Annotated in this window: 18 protein-coding genes; 12 read left to right on the forward strand and 6 right to left on the reverse strand. The window is 71.7% G+C overall.

From position 1 onward, the window contains the following. Nucleotides 1-101 precede the first annotated feature (101 nt). Nucleotides 102-944: a helix-turn-helix domain-containing protein gene (locus tag ACFYZ3_RS15805; RefSeq protein ID WP_388517289.1), complete on the forward strand. Its 843-nt coding sequence runs from the start codon at nucleotides 102-104 to the stop codon at nucleotides 942-944. Between the two features lie 13 nt (nucleotides 945-957). Here the strand turns inward: ACFYZ3_RS15805 and ACFYZ3_RS15810 are convergent, their stop codons facing one another. After that, nucleotides 958-2,643 carry a thiamine pyrophosphate-binding protein gene (locus ACFYZ3_RS15810; protein WP_388517292.1) on the reverse strand — a complete coding sequence of 562 codons (1,686 nt, stop codon included), beginning with the start codon at nucleotides 2,641-2,643 and terminating at the stop codon, nucleotides 958-960. After that, nucleotides 2,640-3,608, reverse strand: a complete 969-nt coding sequence (gene speB, locus ACFYZ3_RS15815) for an agmatinase (RefSeq protein ID WP_189742104.1) — start codon at nucleotides 3,606-3,608, stop codon at nucleotides 2,640-2,642. The genes ACFYZ3_RS15810 and speB overlap by 4 nt, the downstream gene beginning before the upstream one ends. Nucleotides 3,609-3,818: 210 nt before the next feature. On the opposite strand from speB, the gene ACFYZ3_RS15820 reads away from it, so the two are divergent. Next, nucleotides 3,819-4,607, forward strand: coding sequence for a phosphatase (locus tag ACFYZ3_RS15820; protein ID WP_388517295.1), 789 nt, complete (start codon nucleotides 3,819-3,821; stop codon nucleotides 4,605-4,607). Between the two features lie 13 nt (nucleotides 4,608-4,620). Here the strand turns inward: ACFYZ3_RS15820 and ACFYZ3_RS15825 are convergent, their stop codons facing one another. The 4 genes from ACFYZ3_RS15825 to ACFYZ3_RS15840 form a co-directional block, all read right to left on the reverse strand. Further along, the gene (locus ACFYZ3_RS15825) at nucleotides 4,621-5,601 is read right to left on the reverse strand and encodes a cation diffusion facilitator family transporter (protein WP_388517298.1); all 981 of its coding nucleotides are present in this window, start codon (nucleotides 5,599-5,601) and stop codon (nucleotides 4,621-4,623) included. Between the two features lie 5 nt (nucleotides 5,602-5,606). Then, complete coding sequence (locus tag ACFYZ3_RS15830; protein WP_388517301.1) at nucleotides 5,607-6,479, reverse strand: acyl-CoA thioesterase; 873 nt, start codon at nucleotides 6,477-6,479, stop codon at nucleotides 5,607-5,609. Between the two features lie 10 nt (nucleotides 6,480-6,489). Next, on the reverse strand, nucleotides 6,490-7,647 hold the full coding sequence (locus ACFYZ3_RS15835; RefSeq protein WP_388517304.1) for an acyl-CoA dehydrogenase family protein: 1,158 nt from the start codon (nucleotides 7,645-7,647) through the stop codon (nucleotides 6,490-6,492). A gap of 268 nt (nucleotides 7,648-7,915) precedes the next feature. Further along, nucleotides 7,916-8,515 carry a TetR/AcrR family transcriptional regulator gene (locus ACFYZ3_RS15840; RefSeq protein ID WP_361000107.1) on the reverse strand — a complete coding sequence of 200 codons (600 nt, stop codon included), beginning with the start codon at nucleotides 8,513-8,515 and terminating at the stop codon, nucleotides 7,916-7,918. 105 nt (nucleotides 8,516-8,620) lie between these two features. Between ACFYZ3_RS15840 and ACFYZ3_RS15845 the strand changes: the two genes are divergently transcribed. The 10 genes from ACFYZ3_RS15845 (at nucleotide 8,621) to desD (ending at nucleotide 21,638) form a co-directional block, all read left to right on the forward strand. Then, nucleotides 8,621-10,237, forward strand: coding sequence for a carboxyl transferase domain-containing protein (locus ACFYZ3_RS15845; RefSeq protein ID WP_388517308.1), 1,617 nt, complete (start codon nucleotides 8,621-8,623; stop codon nucleotides 10,235-10,237). A 50-nt stretch (nucleotides 10,238-10,287) separates the two neighbouring features. Then, nucleotides 10,288-12,258, forward strand: a complete 1,971-nt coding sequence (locus tag ACFYZ3_RS15850) for an acetyl/propionyl/methylcrotonyl-CoA carboxylase subunit alpha (RefSeq protein ID WP_388517869.1) — start codon at nucleotides 10,288-10,290, stop codon at nucleotides 12,256-12,258. Then, complete coding sequence (locus ACFYZ3_RS15855; RefSeq protein WP_388517311.1) at nucleotides 12,255-13,208, forward strand: hydroxymethylglutaryl-CoA lyase; 954 nt, start codon at nucleotides 12,255-12,257, stop codon at nucleotides 13,206-13,208. The genes ACFYZ3_RS15850 and ACFYZ3_RS15855 overlap by 4 nt, the downstream gene beginning before the upstream one ends. Nucleotides 13,209-13,213: 5 nt before the next feature. Continuing rightward, nucleotides 13,214-14,374: an acyl-CoA dehydrogenase family protein gene (locus ACFYZ3_RS15860; protein ID WP_388517871.1), complete on the forward strand. Its 1,161-nt coding sequence runs from the start codon at nucleotides 13,214-13,216 to the stop codon at nucleotides 14,372-14,374. A gap of 129 nt (nucleotides 14,375-14,503) precedes the next feature. Continuing rightward, nucleotides 14,504-15,553, forward strand: a complete 1,050-nt coding sequence (desE, locus tag ACFYZ3_RS15865) for a siderophore-binding protein DesE (protein WP_388517313.1) — start codon at nucleotides 14,504-14,506, stop codon at nucleotides 15,551-15,553. Nucleotides 15,554-15,580: 27 nt separating this feature from the next. After that, entirely contained in the window at nucleotides 15,581-16,441 is an 861-nt protein-coding gene (locus ACFYZ3_RS15870) for a siderophore-interacting protein (RefSeq protein WP_388517316.1), read from the forward strand. A 146-nt stretch (nucleotides 16,442-16,587) separates the two neighbouring features. Beyond that, nucleotides 16,588-18,030: a lysine decarboxylase DesA gene (gene desA, locus ACFYZ3_RS15875; RefSeq protein ID WP_388517319.1), complete on the forward strand. Its 1,443-nt coding sequence runs from the start codon at nucleotides 16,588-16,590 to the stop codon at nucleotides 18,028-18,030. Continuing rightward, nucleotides 18,014-19,294, forward strand: a complete 1,281-nt coding sequence (locus tag ACFYZ3_RS15880; protein WP_388517321.1) for a lysine N(6)-hydroxylase/L-ornithine N(5)-oxygenase family protein — start codon at nucleotides 18,014-18,016, stop codon at nucleotides 19,292-19,294. Before desA ends, ACFYZ3_RS15880 begins: the two co-directional genes overlap by 17 nt. A gap of 5 nt (nucleotides 19,295-19,299) precedes the next feature. After that, nucleotides 19,300-19,854, forward strand: a complete 555-nt coding sequence (locus ACFYZ3_RS15885) for a GNAT family N-acetyltransferase (protein ID WP_388517874.1) — start codon at nucleotides 19,300-19,302, stop codon at nucleotides 19,852-19,854. Next, a complete protein-coding gene (gene desD / locus ACFYZ3_RS15890; RefSeq protein WP_388517323.1) occupies nucleotides 19,851-21,638 on the forward strand; it encodes a desferrioxamine E synthetase DesD in 1,788 nt (595 codons plus the stop codon). Before ACFYZ3_RS15885 ends, desD begins: the two co-directional genes overlap by 4 nt. Nucleotides 21,639-21,640 lie beyond the last annotated feature (2 nt).

Consider the following 21,640-nt stretch of genomic DNA (forward strand, 5'->3'; position numbering starts at 1 on the left):
TCGACGGCCGCCGACGGCACAGCCAGACTCTGCTCAGGCTGGCCCCGACAGGGCCACCTTGAGCAGTCCCCGGGCGGCGGGAGACGCCGTAGTCTCTCAGCATGGGGACACCGTTGGGGGACTTCGTCCGGACCAGGCGTGACAGTGTTCAGCCGCAGGAGTTGGGGCTGCCCGATCATGGACGTCGCAGGTCACCGGGGCTGCGGCGGTCGGACGTCGCGGCGCGGGCCGGGATCAGCGTCGAGTATCTGACCCGCATCGAGCAGGGCCGGGACCGCAATCCCTCGGTCGCCGTGCTGAACGCGCTCGCCGACGCGCTCGCCCTGAACCCGGCGGAACGCGGGCACCTGCGCTACCTGTCGAAGATCACCGGCGGGGAGTGCACCGCCCACGCGCGCCCCGAGCCACCGAGCCGGGAGGTGCGCCCCTCCGTGCTGGAGACCCTGCGCCTCCTGGAGCCGGGCATCGCCATGGTGACCAACCGGCTCGGCGACATCCTCGCGTGGACCGGCACCTTCGGGACCGTGGCGGAGGGCTCGGGTCTGCTGGAGGCCGACGAACCGAATCTCACCCGGTACGTCTTCACCGACGCCCGTGCCAGAGCGTTCTTCGTCGCCTGGGACGACGTGGCCGACGAGCAGGCGTTCGATCTGTGGCTCGGCCCGAAGATCGAGAACGCGGAGTGGTTCACCGCGGAGCTGGCGCCCGTCGCCGGCCCCGACTTCACCCGGCGCATGAACCGGCACGTGGTACCACCGCGCGGTGTGCTGCGCATCGGCCGTCCCGACGAGGGCGAGCTGCGGCTGCGCCGCGAGACGCTGGACCTCACCTCGGACGCGCAGCAGCTCGTCGTCATGCTGCCCGCGGACGAGGAGACGGCGACCGCCGTGGAGCGGCTGCGGGAACGGGCAGGGAGCCGCCCCCTGCTGCGCGCGATCTCGTAGGGCCGCCGAACGCTCAGTCCCGGTGCGTCGGCGCGAACATCCGCAGTACGGCCGGGAGGACGACCACCGAGGGGCCCGGTGCGGTCAGGGCCTTCGTGAGGTCGGCGGTCAGCGTCTCCGGGGACGTCCGCACTCCCGGCACCCCGAACGACTCGGCCAGCGCGACGTAGTCGGGGCGGGTCAGCTCCGTCGCCGTCGGCGCGCCGAAGGCGTCGGTCATGTACTCGCGCAGGATGCCGTAGCCGCCGTCGTCGACGATCAGCCAGGTGACGTTCAGGTCGTACTGGCGGGCGGTGGCCAGTTCGGCGACGGAGTACAGGGCGCCGCCGTCGCCGGAGACCGCCAGCACCGGGTGGGTGGGGTCGGCGACCGCGGCTCCCAGGGCGGCCGGGAAGGCGTAGCCGAGGCCGCCGGCGCCCTGGGCGGAGTGCATGGTGTTCGGGGCCTTGGCGTCGAAGGCCGACCACGCCCAGTAGGCCAGGATGGTCATGTCCCAGAAGGAGGGGGCACGGGGCGGGAGGGCCTTGCGGACGGCGGCCAGGACGTCCTGCTCCAGGGTGAGTTCCTGGGACGCGATGCGGTCGCGGACCTTGTCCAGTACCGCACGGACCCGCTCCGGGGCGCTCGGGTCGGTGCGCTCCCCCACCGTCTCCAGCAGCGCCTGGAGGGCGAGGCGGGCGTCGGCGTGGATGCCGAGGGCGGGGTGGTTGGATTCCAGTTTGCCGAGGTCGGCCTCGATCTGGATCACCCGGCCGCGGGGCTTGAACGTGTGGTAGTTCGAGGAGAGTTCGCCGAGGCCCGAGCCGACGACGAGGAGGACGTCGGCGTCCTCCAGGAAGTCCGTGGTGTGGCGGTCCTCCAGCCAGGACTGGAGGGACAGGGGGTGCGTCCAGGGGAAGGCGCCCTTGCCGCCGAAGGTCGTGACGACGGGGGCCCGGAGGCGTTCCGCGAGTTGGCGGAGCTTCTTCGACGCGTCCGCCCGGACCACTCCCCCGCCCGCGATGATCACCGGGCGCTCGGCGCGCGCGAGCAGGTCGGCCGCCACCGCCGTCAGCTCGGGGCGCGGGGGCAGCTCCTCGGGGAAGGTGTCGCCGCCGGTCACCACGGGGATCGGCGTCTCGGCCAGCAGGACGTCCTGCGGGATCTCCACCCACACCGGGCCGTGCGGGACGGTCAGCGCCGACGTCCACGCCTCCGCGATCGCGGACGGGATCTGGGACCGGGTGCGGACGGTGTGCACGGACTTGACCACACCCCGGAAGGACGCGGCCTGGTCGGGGAGTTCGTGCAGGTAGCCGCGGCGGCCGCCGCCGAGGCCCGCCGTGGGCACCTGGCTGCCGATCGCCAGGACGGGCGCGGAGGCCGCCCGTGCCTCCTGGAGCGCGGCGAGGGAGGTGAGGGCTCCCGGGCCGGTGGACAGGAGCAGCGGGGCGGCCTCGCCGGTGATCCGGCCGTAGGCGTCGGCGGCGAACCCGGCGTTGTTCTCCACCCGCAGGCCGATGTAGCGCAGGTCGGAACGGCGCAGGGCGTCGAACACGCCGAGGGCGTGCTGACCGGGCAGGCCGAAGACGGTGGTCGCGCCGAGCGCGGCCAGGGACTCCACGACCAGGTCCCCGCCGGTGCGGCCGCCGGGAGGATTCAGCGCGGCCTCCGTCTGGGCAGCGGTCGGACGGAGCACCAGGTCGTGGTCGTGGGTCACTTCGAACGCGCCTCGGCGATCTGGCGGGACATGATCGTGGTCAGTTCGTAGGCGGTGTGGGACGCGGCCACCGACGTGATCTCCGCGTGGTCGTAGGCCGGGGCGACCTCGACGACGTCGGCGGAGACCAGGTTGCAGGAGGCCAGGCCGCGCAGGATCTCCAGCAGCTCGCGGGAGGTCATGCCGCCGGCCTCGGGGGTGCCGGTGCCGGGGGCGTGGGCGGGGTCGAGGCAGTCGATGTCGATGGAGATGTACAGCGGGCGGTCCCCGATGCGCTGCCGCAGCTGGTCGGCCACCTCGTCGGCGCCGCGGCGGTAGACGTCCGCCGACGTGACGATGCCGAAGCCCATCTTCTCGTCGTCGGTGAGGTCCTTCTTGCCGTACAGGGGGCCTCGGGTGCCGACGTGGGAGAGCGCGGAGGTGTCGAGGACGCCTTCCTCCACCGCGCGCCGGAAGGGCGTGCCGTGGGTGTACTCGGCGCCGAAGTAGGTGTCCCAGGTGTCCAGGTGCGCGTCGAAGTGGAGCAGGGCGACGGGGCCGTGCTTCTTGGCGACCGAGCGCAGCAGCGGCAGGGCGATGGTGTGGTCGCCGCCCAGGGTCATCAGCCGGGCGCCGGTGCCGAGGAGGTCGTCGGCGGCGGCCTCGATCGTCTCGACGGCCTCGTGGATGTTGAACGGGTTCACGGCGATGTCGCCGCCGTCCGCGACCTGGGCGAGGGCGAAGGGGGAGGCGTCCTGCGCCGGGTTGTAGGGGCGCAGCAGGCGGGAGGCCTCCCGGATGGCGTTGCCGCCGAAGCGGGCACCGGGCCGGTAGGAGACGCCCGAGTCGAACGGCACACCCACGACGGCGACGTCGGCGGCGCCGACCTCGTCCAGGCGCGGGAGCCGGGCGAAGGTCGCGGGCCCGGCGTAGCGCGGGATCCGGGAGGAGTCGACGGGACCGCGGGGCGTCTCGTTGCTGCTCATGCACTGCCTTCCTTCTTACGCTTCGTCGCGTATGTACTGCTGCCGTCCGACTGTACTGGTGAGCGGGGCAGCCGGTCGTCGCAGACTAGATGGCCGAATTACGGCTGCGACATGTACATTCCGTCCATACGCGCCCCGGTGACTGGAGGAATCGGCTATCCCGCCGGGGACCGGCTGCTGCCCGGACCCGGGCTGCCCCACAATGGAGCCATGCCGATACCCGGGACACCCAGCCGCGCCGAACTCGCCGAGCACCTCGTCAGAACGCGTATCGCGGGCGACGTCGCCACGCCCCGCGAGAACAACCTCTCCCACTACCGGAAGCTGGCCAACGGCGACCGGGGCTTCTGGCTCGGTCTGGAGCTGGGCGACCGCTGGACCGACGAGCAGGACGTGCTCGCGGTGATGGCGGAGCGGGTCGGCGTCAACGACGACCCCGAGCACCGGTACGGCCAGGACACCATCGACCCGGAGCTGACCGTCTCCGCGCTGGAGCGGATGGCGGGGCGGCTGCGCAAGGCGGCCGACGGCGGGCAGCGGGTGCTGTTCGCCACCGGTCACCCCGGCGGGCTGCTGGACGTGCACCGCGCCACGGCCGCCGCGCTGCGGGCCGCGGGCTGCGAGATCGTCGTGATCCCGGAGGGGCTGACCACCGAGGAGGGGTACGTCCAGCAGTTCGCGGACGTGTCCGTGCTGGAGCACGGGGCCTCGCTGTGGCACACCCACTCGGGCGAGCCGATGAAGGCGATCCTGACCGGCCTGGAGCGCGAGGGCCGCCCGCTGCCCGACCTGGTGGTCGCCGACCACGGCTGGGCCGGGTACGCCGCCCAGCACGGCGTGGACTCCGTCGGTTACGCGGACTGCAACGACCCGGCGCTCTTCCTCGCCGAGTCCGAGGGCACCCTCCAGGTGGCGGTGCCGCTGGACGACCACGTGGTCAGCCCGCGCTACTACGACCCGATGACGGCGTACCTGCTGACGGAGGCGGGACTGAAGTAGCCGCCTCTCCCCCCTAGGGCCAGGGGTTGAGCCCCTCCGAGCGGCGCTGCGCGAAACCCGGCGTCGGGTCCAGGTAGACCCGGCGCACGATCGGGAACTCCTCGCGCAGCCGTTGCTCGGCCCGCTCGCAGGCCCACTCGATCTGCGCCGCCGTCGACACGTCCCGGAAGTCGACCTTGGCGGCGACCAGGGCCTCGCTCGGCCCCTGTACGAGGGTGGTCAGCTCCAGCACCGCCTCGATGTGCTCGACGGCCACCAGCTCCGCCCGGATCCGGTCCCGCACGGAGCGCGGCAGGGCGCGGCCGACGAGGAACTCGACGTTGGAGCGGCCCAGCACCCAGGCGACGTACAGCAGCAGCGCGCCGATGCACAGCGAGGCGACGGCGTCCCAGACGCCGGAGCCGGTGAGCTGTCCGCCGAGCAGTCCGGCCGCGGCCAGCAGCAGGCCGGCCAGCGCGGCGGAGTCCTCCATGACGACGGCCTTCACGGCGGTGTCGGGGGTGCGGCGCAGATAGCGGCCGAAGGAGACCCGGTGGTGGGCGGCCTCGCCGCGGACCTGCCGCAGGCCGGTGCGCAGCGAGTAGCCCTCCAGGAGGAAGGCGACGGCCAGGACGATGTACGACACCAGCGGGTCGCCGAGGTCCTCGCCGTGGGTGAGGGTGTGGATGCCGTCGTAGAGGGAGAAGACGGCGCCGCCGACGAAGGTGGCGACGGCGGCGAGCAGCGCCCAGACGTAGCGTTCGGGGCCGTGGCCGAGGGGGTGGTCCTCGTCGGCGGGGCGGACGCTGCGTTTGAGCGAGGTCAGCAGCAGTACCTCGGTGACGGTGTCGGCGACCGAGTGCGCGGCCTCGGAGAGCATGGCGCTGGAGCCGCTGATCACGCCGGCCACCGCCTTGGCGACGGCGATGCCCAGATTGGCGAAGGCGGCGACGAGCACCGTGAAGGTGCTGTCGCCGTTCTTCTTTTCGTCCGCCGTGTCCCCTGTGTCCGCCATGCCCCTCAGTGTTCCCGAGGGACGCGGACCACGCCTTCCTGGACCACCGAGACGGCGAGCCGCCCGTCCTGGGTGTGGATGCGGGCCTGGCCGAGGCCCCGGCCGCCGGACGCGGACGGCGACTGCTGGTCGTACAGCAGCCATTCGTCGGCGCGGAAGGGCCGGTGGAACCACATGGCGTGGTCCAGCGAGGCCCCGACGACGTCGCCGACGGCCCAGCCGCCGCGGCCGTGTGCGAGCAGGACCGAGTCGAGCAGGGTCATGTCGGAGACGTAGGTGGCGAGGACGACGTGCAGCAGCGGGTCGTCCGCGAGTTTGCCGTTGGTGCGGAACCACACCTGGGAGTGCGCCTCGCGCGGGGTGCCGAAGTCGCCGAAGGGCGGGTCGTCGACGTAGCGCAGGTCGACGGCGGCACGCGCCTCCAGGAAGCGCTCCACCGTCTCGGCGGGCAGGTGCGGATAGCCGCGCAGCCGCTCCTCGCCGGTGGGCAGGGTCGCCGGGTCCGGTGCGGGCGGCATCGGGGCCTGGTGGTCGAGACCCTCCTCGTACGTCTGGAAGGACGCCGACAGGGTGAAGATCGGCTTGCCGTGCTGGACGGCGACGACGCGGCGAGTGGTGAAGGAGCGGCCGTCGCGCAGCCGGTCGACGTTGTAGACGATGGGGGCACCGGGGTCGCCGGGGCGCAGGAAGTACGCGTGCAGGGAGTGCGCGTGCCGGTCCTCGGGGACCGTGCGTCCGGCGGCGACCATGGCCTGGGCCGCCACCTGCCCGCCGAAGACCCGGGGGACGACGGCGGACCGGGAGCGGCCGCGGTAGATGTCCTCCTCGATCCGCTCGAGGTCGAGCAGGTCGAGGAGGGACTGGAGTGCTTCGCTCATGACCTGTGGTCTACAGGCCCATGTTCTTCGCGATGATCGACTTCATGATCTCGCTGGTGCCGCCGTAGATGCGGTTGACGCGGTTGTCCGCGTACAGGCGGGCGATCGGGTACTCGTTCATGTAGCCGTAGCCGCCGTGCAGCTGGAGGCAGCGGTCGATGACGCGGTGGGCGACCTCGGTGCAGAACAGCTTGGCGCTGGCCGCCTCGGCGGGGGTCAGCTCGCCGGCGTCCAGGGCCTCGGTGGCGCGGTCGACGACGGCCTCGGCGGCGTCCACCTCGGCCTGGCAGGCGGCCAGCTCGAACTTGGTGTTCTGGAAGTGGGCGACCGGCTTGCCGAAGACGGTGCGGTCCTGCACGTAACTCTTGGCGAACCGGACGGCGGCCTTGGCCTGCGCGTAGGCGCCGAAGGCGATGCCCCAGCGCTCGGAGGCCAGGTTGTGGCCGAGGTAGGAGAAGCCCTTGTTCTCCTCGCCGAGCAGGTCCTCGACGGGGACCTTGACGTCGACGAAGGCCAGCTCGGCGGTGTCGGAGGTGCGCAGGCCCAGCTTGTCCAGCTTGCGGCCGACCGAGTAGCCCTCGGACTTGGTGTCCACGGCGAACAGGGAGATGCCGTGGCGGCGGTCCTCGGCCGTGGGCGCGGCGGTGCGGGCGCAGACGATGACCTTGTCGGCGTGCACGCCGCCGGTGATGAAGGTCTTGGCGCCGTTGAGGACGTAGTGGGTGCCGTCCTCGGAGAGCTTGGCGGTGGACTTCATGCCCGCGAGGTCGGAGCCGGTGCCGGGCTCCGTCATCGCGATGGCCCACATCTCCTCGCCGGTGACGAACTTCGGCAGGTAGCGCTTCTTCTGCTCGTCGGTGGCCAGCATGTTGATGTAGGGCAGGGCGAGCAGCACGTGCACGCCGGAGCCGCCGAACTGGACGCCCGCGCGGGCGGTCTCCTCGTAGAGGACGGCCTCGAACTTGTGGCTGTCCATTCCGGCGCCGCCGAACTCCTCGGGCACGTTGATGCCGAAGATGCCCAGCTCGCCGAGCTTGTAGTAGAACTCGCGCGGCGCCTGGCCCGCGGCGAACCAGTCGTCGTAGACGGGGACGACCTCGGCCTCGATGAAGGCGCGGAGGGTCTCCCGGAACGCCTCGTGGTCCTCGTTGAACACCGTACGGCGCACCGCGCCACCTCCAGGGTACGAATATCTAAGCGCTTGCTCAGACCCAACCGTACCGGCGGGTAGTCAGGGGCGTCCAGACCGGGACGCGGGTAACCCTCGTCACTCCGCGGCGCGGCCGGCCGCCGTGCCGCCCGGGGCTCCGCCCCGGTCCCCGGCCTATGCCCACCCACCACCCGACTCGGTCGGCCGAGAAGCGAAGGACCACGCCTCGGACGACCGGGGAGCGGAGGGCCCCGACCCGGTCGGCCAGGAAGAGGGGGACGCGGCCCTACGCCTCCCCCACCGCCGCGAACGCCCCGCGCGCCATCCGGTGCAGCAGCGACGCCGTCACCGCGCGACCGGGCAGGGAGCCGGGGCGGCCCAGGTGGGGGGTGGAGTTCAGGAGGCCGAAGACCGAGTGGACCGCCGAGCGGGCGGCGGGCTCGGCGACCGCCGGGTAGACCTCCCGGAGCACCCCGACCCACAGCTCCACGTACTGCCGCTGCAACTGCCGCACCATCTTGCGGTCGGCGTCCCGCAGGCGGTCCAGCTCACGGTCGTGCAGGGTGATGAGCGGGCGGTCGTCGAGCGCGAAGTCGATGTGCCCCTCGATGAGCGAGTCGAGGACCGCCTCGGAGCCGGCCGACCCGTCCGCCTCCGCCAGCCGCCGCTTCGCCCCGGTCAGCAGCGAGTCGCTGATCCCGACCAGCAGCTCGGCGAGCATCGCATCCTTGCCGGGGAAGTGCCGGTACAGGCCGGGACCGCTGATGCCGACCGCGGCGCCTATCTCGTCGACGCCCACCCCGTGGAAGCCGCGCTCGGCGAAGAGCCGGGCGGCCTCCTTGAGGATCTGCTCGCGGCGGGTGGGGGCATCGGTTCTGGTGGCCATGGGACCAATTCTAGACAGGGCGGTTAGCGGTCGTTAACCTGAAGGAAATGCGTTAACGCTCATTAACCGATCGACCGATCGACCATCGGGTGAGGGGACCGCAGGATGCACGAGGCACCGGAGCTGACGACGGCGGCAGACCCCGCGTCGGAGGCCTTTCGGGCCAACGAGGAGGCGCACGCCACCCTCGTTCAGGAACTGCGCGCCAAGCTCGCGGCGGCCCGGCTGGGCGGCGGCGAGCGGGCGCGGGCCCGGCACACCGCGCGGGGCAAGCTGCTGCCGCGCGACCGCGTGGACACACTGCTCGATCCGGGCTCGCCGTTCCTGGAGCTGGCGCCGCTCGCGGCCGACGGGCTCTACGACGGGGCGGCCCCCGCCGCCGGCGTCATCGCCGGAATCGGCCGGGTCAGCGGCCGGGAGTGCGTGATCGTCGCCAACGACGCCACCGTCAAGGGCGGCACGTACTACCCGATGACCGTGAAGAAGCACCTGCGGGCGCAGGAGGTGGCGCTGGAGAACCGGCTGCCGTGCCTCTACCTCGTCGACTCGGGGGGCGCCTTCCTGCCGATGCAGGACGAGGTCTTCCCGGACCGCGAGCACTTCGGGCGGATCTTCTACAACCAGGCCCGGATGTCCGGCGCCGGGATCCCGCAGATCGCCGCCGTCCTCGGCTCCTGCACGGCGGGCGGCGCGTACGTCCCGGCGATGAGCGACGAGGCGGTGATCGTCCGCAATCAGGGCACGATCTTCCTGGGCGGCCCGCCGCTGGTGAAGGCGGCCACCGGCGAGGTGGTCACGGCGGAGGAGCTGGGCGGCGGCGAGGTCCACGCGCGCGTGTCCGGCGTGACCGACCACCTCGCCGAGGACGACCCGCACGCCCTGCGCATCGTGCGGCAGATCGTCTCCACCCTGCCGGAGCGCGGCACCCTCCCGTGGGGCGTGGAGGCGGCCGTCGAGCCGAAGGTCGACCCTCAGCAGCTGTACGGCGTGGTGCCGGTCGACTCCCGCACCCCCTACGACGCCCGCGAGGTCATCGCGCGCGTGGTGGACGGCTCCCGCTTCGCCGAGTTCAAGTCCGAGTACGGGCAGACCCTGGTCACGGGGTTCGCCCGCATCCACGGCCACCCGGTCGGCATCGTCGCCAACAACGGCATCCTGTTCTCCGAGTCCGCCCAGAAGGGCGCCCACTTCATCGAGCTGTGCGACCAGCGCGGCATCCCGCTGGTGTTCCTCCAGAACATCTCCGGGTTCATGGTGGGCCGGGACTACGAGGCCGGGGGCATCGCCAAGCACGGCGCCAAGATGGTGACGGCGGTGGCGTGCACGCGCGTGCCGAAGCTGACGGTGGTCGTCGGCGGGTCGTACGGCGCGGGGAACTACTCGATGTGCGGGCGGGCGTATTCACCGCGCTTCCTGTGGATGTGGCCCAACGCCAAGATCTCCGTGATGGGCGGCGAGCAGGCCGCCTCCGTGCTGGCCACGGTCAAGCGGGACCAGCTGGAGGCGCGCGGGGAGGAGTGGCCGGCCGAGGAGGAGGAGTCCTTCAAGGCACCGGTCCGCGCCCAGTACGAGCGCCAGGGCAACGCCTACTACGCGACCGCCCGCCTGTGGGACGACGGCGTGATCGAGCCCGCCGACACCCGGCAGGTGCTGGGCCTTGCCCTGACCGCGTGTGCCAACGCGCCGCTGGGCGAGCCCCAGTTCGGCGTCTTCCGGATGTGAGGAGGGGACCCATGCAGAATCCCATGCAGAACACGAACGAGACGCCACGCATGTTCGACACCGTGCTCGTCGCCAACCGGGGCGAGATCGCCGTCCGCGTCATCCGGACGCTGCGCGCGATGGGCGTGCGCTCGGTGGCGGTCTTCTCCGACGCCGACGCGGACGCGCGGCACGTGCGGGAGGCCGACGACGCGGTACGGATCGGCCCGGCGCCCGCGACGGAGAGCTATCTGTCCGTCGAGCGGCTGCTGGAGGCGGCGGCCCGGACGGGGGCGCAGGCCGTCCACCCGGGGTACGGCTTCCTCGCCGAGAACGCGGGTTTCGCGCGGGCCTGCGTGGAGGCGGGGCTGGTCTTCATCGGGCCGCCCGCCGACGCCATCGCCCTGATGGGCGACAAGATCCGCGCAAAGGAGACGGTGCAGGTGGCCGGTGTCCCGGTCGTCCCCGGCTCCAGCGGCAGCGGGCTCACCGACGAGCAGCTCGCCGACGCCGCCCGCGAGATCGGCACCCCGGTGCTCCTCAAGCCGTCGGCGGGCGGCGGCGGCAAGGGCATGCGGCTGGTGCGGGACGCTGCGGTGCTCGCCGACGAGATCACCGCCGCGCGCCGCGAGGCCCGCGCCTCCTTCGGCGACGACACGCTGCTGGTGGAGCGGTGGATCGACCGTCCCCGGCACATCGAGATCCAGGTGCTGGCCGACGGCCACGGGAACGTGGTGCACCTGGGCGAGCGCGAGTGCTCGCTCCAGCGCCGCCACCAGAAGGTGATCGAGGAGGCGCCCAGCGTTCTGCTGGACGAGGCGACGCGGGCGGCGATGGGCGAGGCGGCCGTGCAGGCGGCCCGCTCCTGCGGCTACCGGGGCGCGGGCACGGTGGAGTTCATCGTGCCCGGGAGCGACCCCTCCCAGTACTACTTCATGGAGATGAACACCCGTCTCCAGGTCGAGCACCCGGTGACCGAGCTGGTGACCGGCCTGGACCTGGTGGAGTGGCAGCTGCGGGTGGCGGCCGGTGAGCGGCTCGGGTTCGCGCAGGAGGACGTACGGCTGACGGGGCACGCCATCGAGGCCCGGCTGTGCGCGGAAACTGTGTCCATCAAAGAGGGCGCCCGCGGCTTCCTCCCCTCCGGCGGCACGGTGCTGCGGCTGCGCGAGCCCGAGGGCGACGGCGTACGCACCGACTCGGGGCTCAGCGAGGGCGCCGAGGTCGGCAGCCTGTACGACCCGATGCTGTCCAAGGTGATCGCGTACGGCCCCGACCGGGAGACCGCGCTGCGCAGGCTCCGGGCGGCCCTGGCCGGCACCGTCACCCTGGGCGTGCCGACCAACGCCGGGTTCCTGCGGCGGCTGCTCGCGCACCCGGCGGTGGTGGCGGGCGAGCTGGACACGGGGCTGGTGGAGCGCGAGGTCGACGGCCTGGTCGCCACCGGCGTACCGGAGGCGGTGTACGAGGCGGCGGCGGCCGTACGGCTGGAGGCGCTGCGTCCGCGCGGCGGCGGCTGGACGGACCCGTTCTCGGTGCCCAGCGGCTGGCGCACCGGCGGCGAGCCGAAGCCGGTCTCCTTCCCCCTGCGTGCGCCGGGACTCGAACCCGTCACGCACACCCCGCGCGGCTCCCACACCGTCACCGACGACCACGTCGCCGTCACCCTGGACGGCGTCCGGCACACCTTCCACCGCGCCGCCGACTGGCTGGGCCGCGACGGCGACGCCTGGCAGGTGCGCGACCACGACCCGGTCGCCGCGTCCCTCGACCGGGCCGCCCACGCGGGCGCCGACTCGCTGACCGCGCCGATGCCGGGCACGGTGACGGTGGTGAAGGTCGCCGTCGGCGACGAGGTGAGCGCCGGGCAGAGCCTGCTGGTGGTGGAGGCGATGAAGATGGAGCACGTCATCTCCGCCCCGCACGCCGGCACCGTCGCCGAGCTGGACGTGGCACCGGGCACGACCGTCGCCATGGACCAGGTGCTCGCGGTCATCGCCCCCACCGACGACGCGACGGACGCGAAGGAGGAGACGGCGTGAACACCCCGGAACTGGGCCTCCCGACGGCCGTACCGGCCGAGGGCCTGCCCGCCCGCGTCCGTATCCACGAGGTCGGCGCGCGCGACGGGCTCCAGAACGAGAAGGCGACCGTGCCGACGGCCGTCAAGGCGGAGTTCATCCGCCGGCTGGCCGGCACGGGCCTGACCACGATCGAGGCGACGAGCTTCGTCCACCCCAAGTGGGTCCCCCAGCTGGCGGACGCCGAGGACCTGTACCCGCAGGTCTGCGACCTGCCGGTGTCGCTGCCGGTGCTGGTGCCGAACGAACGGGGCCTGGACCGGGCCCTGGCGCTCGGCGCGCGCCGCGTCGCGGTCTTCGCCAGCGCCACGGAGTCCTTCGCCAAGGCCAACCTCAACCGCACGGTGGACGAGGCGCTGGCCATGTTCGAGCCGGTGGTGACCCGGGCGAAGGCCCAGGGCGACGACGTGCACGTACGGGGCTACCTCTCGATGTGCTTCGGCGACCCGTGGGAGGGGGCCGTCCCCGTCCCCCAGGTGGTCGGGGTCTGCCGGGCCCTGCTGGACATGGGCTGCGACGAGCTGAGCCTCGGCGACACCATCGGGGTGGCGACCCCGGGCCATGTGACGGCCCTGCTCACGGCGCTGACCGGAGCGGGCGTGCCGGTCTCCGCGCTGGGCGTGCACTTCCACGACACCTACGGCCAGGCCCTGTCCAACACGCTGGCCGCGCTCCAGCAGGGCGTCACCACGGTCGACGCCTCCGCCGGCGGGCTCGGCGGCTGCCCCTTCGCCAAGTCCGCCACCGGCAACCTCGCCACCGAAGACCTCGTGTGGATGCTGCGGGGCCTCGGCATCGACACCGGGGTCGACCTCGGCCGTCTCGTCGCCACAAGCGTCTGGATGGCCGCGCACCTGGGCCGACCGAGCCCGTCCCGCACCGTTCGAGCCCTCTCCCACCAGGAGTCGTGAACACCATGGACCACAAGCTCTCCCCCGAACTGGAAGAACTGCGCCGTACGGTCGAGGCGTTCGCGCACGACGTGGTGGCGCCGAAGATCGGCGACTTCTACGAGCGGCACGAGTTCCCGTACGAGATCGTCCGCGAGATGGGCCGCATGGGCCTGTTCGGGCTGCCGTTCCCGGAGGAGTACGGCGGCATGGGCGGCGACTACTTCGCCCTCGGCGTGGCCCTGGAGGAGCTGGCCCGGGTCGACTCGTCGGTGGCGATCACGCTGGAGGCGGGCGTCTCGCTGGGCGCGATGCCGCTGCACCTGTTCGGCACCGAGGAGCAGAAGCGCGAGTGGCTGCCCCGGCTGTGCTCGGGCGAGATCCTGGGCGCCTTCGGCCTCACCGAGCCGGACGGCGGCAGCGACGCGGGCGCGACCCGTACGACGGCCCGCCTGGACGAGGCCACGAACGAATGGGTCATCAACGGCACCAAGTGCTTCATCACCAACTCCGGCACGGACATCACGGGCCTGGTCACGGTCACGGCGGTCACCGGCCGCAAGCCCGACGGACGTCCGCTGATCTCATCGATCATCGTCCCGTCGGGCACCCCGGGCTTCACGGTGGCCGCCCCGTACTCGAAGGTCGGCTGGAACGCCTCGGACACCCGTGAGCTGTCCTTCGCCGACGTCCGGGTCCCGGCGGCCAACCTGCTGGGCGAGCTGGGGCGCGGCTACGCCCAGTTCCTGCGCATCCTGGACGAGGGCCGGGTCGCCATCGCCGCGCTGGGCACGGGGCTCGCGCAGGGCTGTGTGGACGAGTCGGTCGCCTACGCGAAGGAACGTCACGCCTTCGGCAGGCCCATCGGCGCCAACCAGGCCATCCAGTTCAAGATCGCCGACATGGAGATGAAGGCCCACACGGCCCGGCTCGCCTGGCGGGACGCGGCCTCGCGGCTGGTGGCGGGCGAGCCGTTCAAGAAGGAGGCCGCGCTGGCGAAGCTGTACTCGTCGACGGTAGCGGTGGACAACGCCCGGGACGCCACCCAGATCCACGGCGGCTACGGCTTCATGAACGAGTACCCGGTGGCCCGCATGTGGCGGGACGCGAAGATCCTGGAGATCGGCGAGGGCACCAGCGAGGTCCAGCGGATGCTGATCGCACGGGAGTTGGGGCTGGTGGGCTGAGGCCCGGACGCGACGGGGGCGGGCGCCGCACCGGCCCCGCCCCTGGACAAGATCTGAGGTTAGGCTAACCTACCTTCGAATTGTCCCGCAGGGCGCGACGCTCCGCACCGTTCGAAGGCAGCCACCACCATGTCCAACGCCAGCGCTACCCACCCGACCCGCCGCGGAATCCTCGCCGCCGGCGGCGCCCTCGGCCTCGGCGCCGTGCTCGCGGCCTGCGGCGACGACGACGGCAAGAGCGGTGGGGCGGGCGACGGGTCGGGCGGCGCCGCCAAGTCCGGCCCCTGGTCCTTCAAGGACGACCGCGGCACGACCGTGAAGCTGGACGCGGTGCCGACGAGCATCGTGGCCTTCACCGGCGTCGCCGCCGCCCTCTTCGACTACGGCGTCCAGGTCAAGGGCGTCTTCGGCCCGACCACCACCAAGGACGGCAAGCCCGACGTGCAGGCCGGCGACCTGGACGTGGACAAGGTCACCGTCCTCGGCAACGAGTGGGGCAAGCTCAACGTCGAGAAGTACGCCTCCCTCGCCCCCCAGGTGCTCATCACCACGACGTTCGACACCGCGGGCACCTTGTGGTCCGTCCCGGAGGAGTCGAAGGACAAGATCGCCAAGCTCGCCCCGAGCGTCGCGATCTCGGTCTTCGACCGCCAGCTGACCCAGCCGCTCCAGCGCATGTGGGAGCTGGCCGAGTCGCTCGGCGCGGACATGAAGGCCAAGAAGGCCACCGACGCCAAGGCCGCCTTCGACAAGGCCGCCGCCCGGCTGCGCGCCGCCGCCAAGGCCAGGCCCGAGATCCGGGTACTGGCCGGCTCCGCGAGCCCCGACCTGTTCTACGTCTCCGGCACCAACCTCTCGGTGGACCTGGAGTACTTCAAGGCCCTCGGCGTGAACTTCGTCGAGCCCTCCGAGGACGCCAAGAAGGCGACCGGCGGCTGGTTCGAGTCCCTGAGCTGGGAGAACGTCGACAAGTACCCGGCCGACGTGATCATCATGGACGACCGCGCCTCGACCATCCAGCCCGCGGACATCACGGAGGGCACCTGGAAGCAGCTCCCCGCCGTCAAGGCCGGCCAGGTCATCGCCCGCTCCCCCGAGCCGATCCTGTCGTACGACAAGTGCACGCCGCTCCTCGACAACCTGGCCGAGGCGATCGAGAACGCCAAGAAGGTCGGCTGACCCGCCCCCTTTCCCCCGGAGCCCTCCATGACGACGGCCGTGGCCGCCCCGTTCCGTTTCTTCTCCCTCCAGGTCGTAGGGACGCGGCGGCTCGGACCGTCCCTGGCCCGGGTCACCTTCGCGGGGCCCGACCTGCGCGACTTCCACTCCGACGGCCTCGACCAGTCGCTGTCGCTGTTCCTGCCGCACCCGGGGCAGGCGGAGCCCGCGGTGCCGGTCGAGCTGGGCGAGGGCTGGTGGCAGGGCTGGCGGGAACTGCCGGAGGACGTGCGGGCGGTGATGCGCTCGTACACGCTGCGGTCGCTGCGCCGGGACGACGACGGGCACACCGCCGAGGTCGACGTCGACTTCGTCCTGCACGGCCTCGAACCGGACTCGGGGATCGAGGCAGGCCCCGCCGCCCGCTGGGCCGCCGACGCCGCCCCCGGCGACCGCGTGCTGCTGCTCGGTCCGGCAGTCGCCGACAACCGGGCGATCCGCTTCCGGCCGCCCGAGGACACCGACCTGGTGGTGATCTGGGGCGACGAGACCGCCGTACCCGCCGCCTGCGCCATCGTGGAGGCACTGCCGGCCGGCACCCGCGCGCGGGTCTGGCTTCAGGTGCCGCACGCCGAGGACGTGCAGGACCTGCGGACGGCCGCGGACGCCGAGATCACCTGGCTGGTCGGGGACGACGCCGTCGGGTCCGAGGCGACCCTCGCCACCCTCCGGGCCGCCCAACTGCCGCCCGCCGAACACCCCTACGTCTGGATCGCGGGCGAGTCCGGCTGCGTCAAGCAGCTGCGGCGGCACTTCGTGGGCGAGCGCGGCGTCGACCGACGGCGCGTCACCTTCGTCGGCTACTGGCGCCGCGGCCTGACGGAGGAACAACTCCGCGAGCAGGGCTGACGTCCGGCCCCATGAGGCCACCGTGACAGCGGTCACCCACGGGCACGCGTTTGATCGACTCGACTTAGGTTAGGCTAACCTAAGTCGAAGCGAGGGTTCCGCCCTCTTCCGCCCCTCTCGGACCGTCCCCACCGGAGGACCCCCACATGCGCTCGCACCTGCTCAACGACGCCACCGCGGAGCAGTACCGCCGCTCCGTGACCGAAGGAGTCGAGCGGGTGGCCGCCAGAATCGCCACCACCGACCGGCCGTTCACCGGTGTCACGGTCGACGCCCTCTCCCCCCGCATCGACGGGATCGACCTCGACCGGCCCCTGCACGACACGGCCGCGGTCCTCGACGAGCTGGAGGACGTCTACCTGCGCGACGCCGTCTACTTCCACCACCCCCGCTACCTCGCCCACCTCAACTGCCCGGTCGTCATACCGGCGGTGCTCGGCGAGGCGGTCCTGTCCGCCGTCAACTCCTCCCTGGACACCTGGGACCAGTCGGCCGGCGGCACGCTCATCGAGCGGAAGCTGATCGACTGGACCTGCGCCCGCATCGGCCTCGGCCCGGCGGCCGACGGTGTGTTCACCTCGGGCGGCACCCAGTCCAACCTGCAGGCGCTGCTGCTTGCCCGCGAGGAGGCGAAGGCCGAGTTCTTTGCCGACCTGCGGATCTTCGCATCCGAGGTCAGCCACTTCAGCGTGAAGAAGTCGGCGAAACTGCTCGGCCTCGGCCCCGACGCCGTCGTGTCGGTCCCCGTCGACCGCGACAAGCGCATGCAGACCGTCGCCCTCGCCCGTGAGCTGGAGCGCTGCGTGAAGGACGGCCTCGTCCCCATGGCCGTCGTCGCCACCGGCGGCACCACAGACTTCGGCTCGATCGACCCGCTGCCGGAGATCGCCGGGCTGTGCGAGCAGTACGGCGTGTGGATGCACGTCGACGCGGCCTACGGCTGCGGACTGCTCGCCTCCCTGAAGTACCGGCACCGCATCGACGGCATCGAGCGGGCCGACTCGGTCACCGTGGACTACCACAAGTCCTTCTTCCAGCCGGTGAGTTCGTCCGCCGTGCTGGTCCGCGACGCGGCCACTCTGCGCCACGCCACCTACCACGCGGAGTACCTCAACCCGCGCCGCATGGTGCAGGAACGTATCCCCAACCAGGTGGACAAGTCCCTCCAGACCACCCGCCGCTTCGACGCGCTCAAACTGTGGATGACGCTGCGCGTGATGGGCGCCGACGGCATCGGCGAACTCTTCGACGAGGTCTGCGACCTGGCCGCCGAGGGCTGGAAACTGCTGGCCGCCGACCCTCGCTTCGACGTGGTCGTCCAGCCGTCGCTCTCCACCCTGGTCTTCCGCTGCATCCCGGCGGCGGTCACCGACCCCGCCGAGATCGACCGCGCCAACCTCTACGCCCGCAAGGCCCTGTTCGCGTCCGGTGACGCCGTGGTCGCGGGCACCAAGGTGGCCGGGCGCCACTACCTGAAGTTCACCCTGCTCAACCCCGAGACGACCGCGGTCGACATCGCCGCCGTCCTCGACCTGATCGCCGGCCACGCCGAGCAGTACCTGGGAGACTCCCTTGACCGCGCTTCCTGAAGCCAGCGCCCCCTACGACTTCGTGGGCATCGGCCTCGGCCCCTTCAACCTCGGCCTGGCCTGCCTCACCGAGCCCATCGCCGAGCTGAACGGTGTCTTCCTGGAGTCCAAGCCGGACTTCGAGTGGCACGCCGGCATGTTCCTGGACGGCGCCCACCTCCAGACCCCGTTCATGTCGGACCTGGTGACGCTCGCCGACCCGACCTCGCCGTACTCCTTCCTCAACTACCTGAAGGAGCAGGGCCGACTCTACTCCTTCTACATCCGGGAGAACTTCTACCCGCTGCGCGTCGAGTACGACGACTACTGCCGCTGGGCCGCGCACAAGCTGAGCAGCGTCCGCTTCTCCACCACGGTCACCGAGGTGACGTACGACGAGCGCGAGGAGCTGTACGCCGTCGCCACCACCTCCGGCGACACCTACCGCGCCCGTCGCCTCGTCCTCGGCACCGGCACCCCGCCGCACATCCCGGACGCCTGCCGGGGCCTGGCGGGCGACTTCCTGCACAACTCCCGCTACGTGCAGCAGCGGGCCGAGCTGGTGAAGAAGAAGTCGATCACGCTGGTCGGCAGCGGCCAGTCCGCCGCCGAGATCTACCAGGACCTGCTGGGCGAGATCGACGTCCACGGCTACCGGCTGAACTGGGTGACCCGCTCCCCGCGCTTCTTCCCCCTCGAATACACCAAGCTGACGCTGGAGATGACCTCCCCGGAGTACGTGGACTACTACCACGCGCTGCCCGAGGACACCCGCTACCGCCTCACGGCCGAGCAGAAGGGCCTGTTCAAGGGCATCGACGGCGACCTGGTCAACGAGATCTTCGACCTGCTCTACCAGAAACGGCTCGGCGGTCCCGTCCCCACCCGCCTGCTCACCAACTCGGCACTGACCAGCGCCCGGTACACGGACGGCACGTACACGCTCGGCTTCCGCCAGGAGGAGCAGGGCACGGACTTCGAGATCGAGACCGAGGGCCTGGTCCTCGCCACCGGCTACCGCTACACCGAGCCGGAGTTCCTCAAGCCCGTCCGGGACCGCCTGCGCCACGACTCCCGCGGCAACTTCGACATCGGCCGCAACTACGCCGTCGACGTCACGGGAAGCGGCGTGTTCCTCCAGAACGCCGGGGTCCACGCGCACAGCGTCACCAGCCCCGACCTGGGCATGGGCGCCTACCGCAACAGTTGCATCGTCCGGGAGCTGCTCGGCCGCGAGTACTACCCGGTCGAGAAGACGATCGCGTTCCAGGAGTTCGCCGTATGAGCCGCATGAGCCGTCCGAGCACCACCACCGCCGTCGGGTCGCTGACCCTGCGCCCACTCGACCCCCTGAAGGACGCCGTACTGCTGCACGGCTGGCTCACCCACCCCAAGTCCGCGTTCTGGATGATGCGGGACGCCAGGCTGGTGGACGTCGAGCGGGCCTACATGGAAGTGGCCGCCGACGAACACCAGCAGGCCCACCTCGGCCTGCACGACGGGGTCCCGGCCTTCCTGATGGAGCGCTACGACCCCGCCCACCGCGAACTGGTCGGGCTGTACGAGGCCGAGCCGGGCGACGTCGGCATGCACTTCCTGGTCGCGCCGACCGACCGGCCCGTGCACGGCTTCACCCGGGCCGTGATCACCACCGTCATGACCGCACTCTTCGCCGACCCGGCGACCCGGCGGGTGGTCGTCGAACCGGACGTCGCCAACACCGCCGTCCACGCCCTGAACGCAGCCGTCGGATTCGTGCCCGAGCGCGAGATCCAGAAGCCGGAGAAGAAGGCCTTGCTGAGCTTCTGCACCCGCGAGCAGTTCGAGCAGGCGGTGTCCGCATGAGCCTCGCCGACGCCGTCTCCCACCTGACCCCCGAACGCTGGGAGCGGGCCAACCGCCTCCTGATCCGCAAGGCACTGGCCGAGTTCACCCACGAGCGCCTGCTGACCCCCGAGCGGGAGCCGGACGACCAGGCCGGTCGGACGTACGCCGTCCGAAGCGACGACGGCCAGACCGTCTACCGCTTCACCGCCACCGTCCGCGCCCTGGACCACTGGCAGGTGGACGCCGCCTCCCTCACCCGCCACCGCGACGGCGCCGAGCTCCCGCTCGCCGCACTGGACTTCTTCGTCGAGCTGAAGCAGACCCTGGGCCTGAGCGACGAGATCCTGCCCGTGTACCTGGAGGAGATCTCCTCCACCCTCTCCGGCACCTGCTACAAGCTGAGCAAGCCGCAGGTGACCTCCGCCGAGCTGGCCCGGAGTGGTGACTTCCAGGCCGTCGAGACGGGCATGACCGAGGGCCACCCCTGCTTCGTCGCGAACAACGGCCGGCTGGGCTTCGGCGTCCACGAGTACCTGTCGTACGCTCCTGAGACCGCGAGCCCGGTCCGGCTGGTGTGGCTGGCCGCGCACCGCTCGCGGGCGGCGTTCACGGCGGGCGTGGGCATCGAGTACGAGTCCTTCGTCCGCGACGAGCTGGGCGCGGCCACCGTCGACCGCTTCCACGGCGTGCTGCGCGAGCGCGGCCTGGACCCGGCCGACTACCTGCTCATCCCGGTCCACCCCTGGCAGTGGTGGAACAAGCTCACCGTCACCTTCGCCGCCGAGGTCGCCCGCGGGCACCTGGTCTGCCTCGGCGAGGGCGACGACGAGTACCTGGCCCAGCAGTCCATCCGCACCTTCTTCAACGCCTCGCACCCCGAGAAGCACTATGTGAAGACGGCCCTGTCCGTCCTGAACATGGGCTTCATGCGCGGTCTGTCGGCGGCGTACATGGAGGCCACCCCGGCCATCAACGACTGGCTCGCCCGGCTGATCGAGGGCGACCCGGTGCTGAAGGCGACGGGGCTGAGCATCATCCGGGAGCGGGCGGCCGTCGGCTACCGGCACCTGGAGTACGAGCGGGCCACCGACCGCTACTCGCCGTACCGCAAGATGCTGGCGGCACTGTGGCGGGAGAGCCCCGTGCCGTCCCTCCAGGACGGCGAGTCCCTCGCCACCATGGCCTCCCTGGTCCACGTGGACCACGAGGGCGCCTCCTTCGCGGGCGCGCTGATCGAGCGGTCGGGGCTCGCGCCCGCCGAGTGGCTGCGGCACTACCTGCGGGCCTACTACGTCCCGCTGCTGCACAGCTTCTACGCCTACGACCTGGTGTACATGCCGCACGGCGAGAACGTGATCCTGGTCCTGGCGGACGGGGTGGTGCGGCGCGCGGTCTACAAGGACATCGCCGAGGAGATCGCGGTGATGGACCCGGACGCCGTGCTGCCGCCGGAGGTCTCCCGCATCGCGGTGGACGTGCCGGACGACAAGAAGCTCCTGTCGATCTTCACGGACGTCTTCGACTGCTTCTTCCGCTTCCTCGCCGCGAACCTGTCGGACGAGGGGATCATGGAGGAGGACGCCTTCTGGCGCACCGTCGCCGAGGTCACCCGGGAGTACCAGGACTCGGTGCCGGAGCTGGCCGACAAGTTCGAGCGGTACGACATGTTCGCGCCGGAGTTCGCGCTGTCCTGCCTCAACCGGCTCCAGCTGCGCGACAACCGGCAGATGGTGGACCTCGCGGACCCGTCCGGCGCGCTCCAGCTGATCGGGAGCCTGAGGAATCCGATAGCGGGCCGGTAGGC

It is taken from the genome of Streptomyces sp. NPDC001599, from assembly GCF_042893535.1.
Taxonomy (GTDB): domain Bacteria; phylum Actinomycetota; class Actinomycetes; order Streptomycetales; family Streptomycetaceae; genus Streptomyces.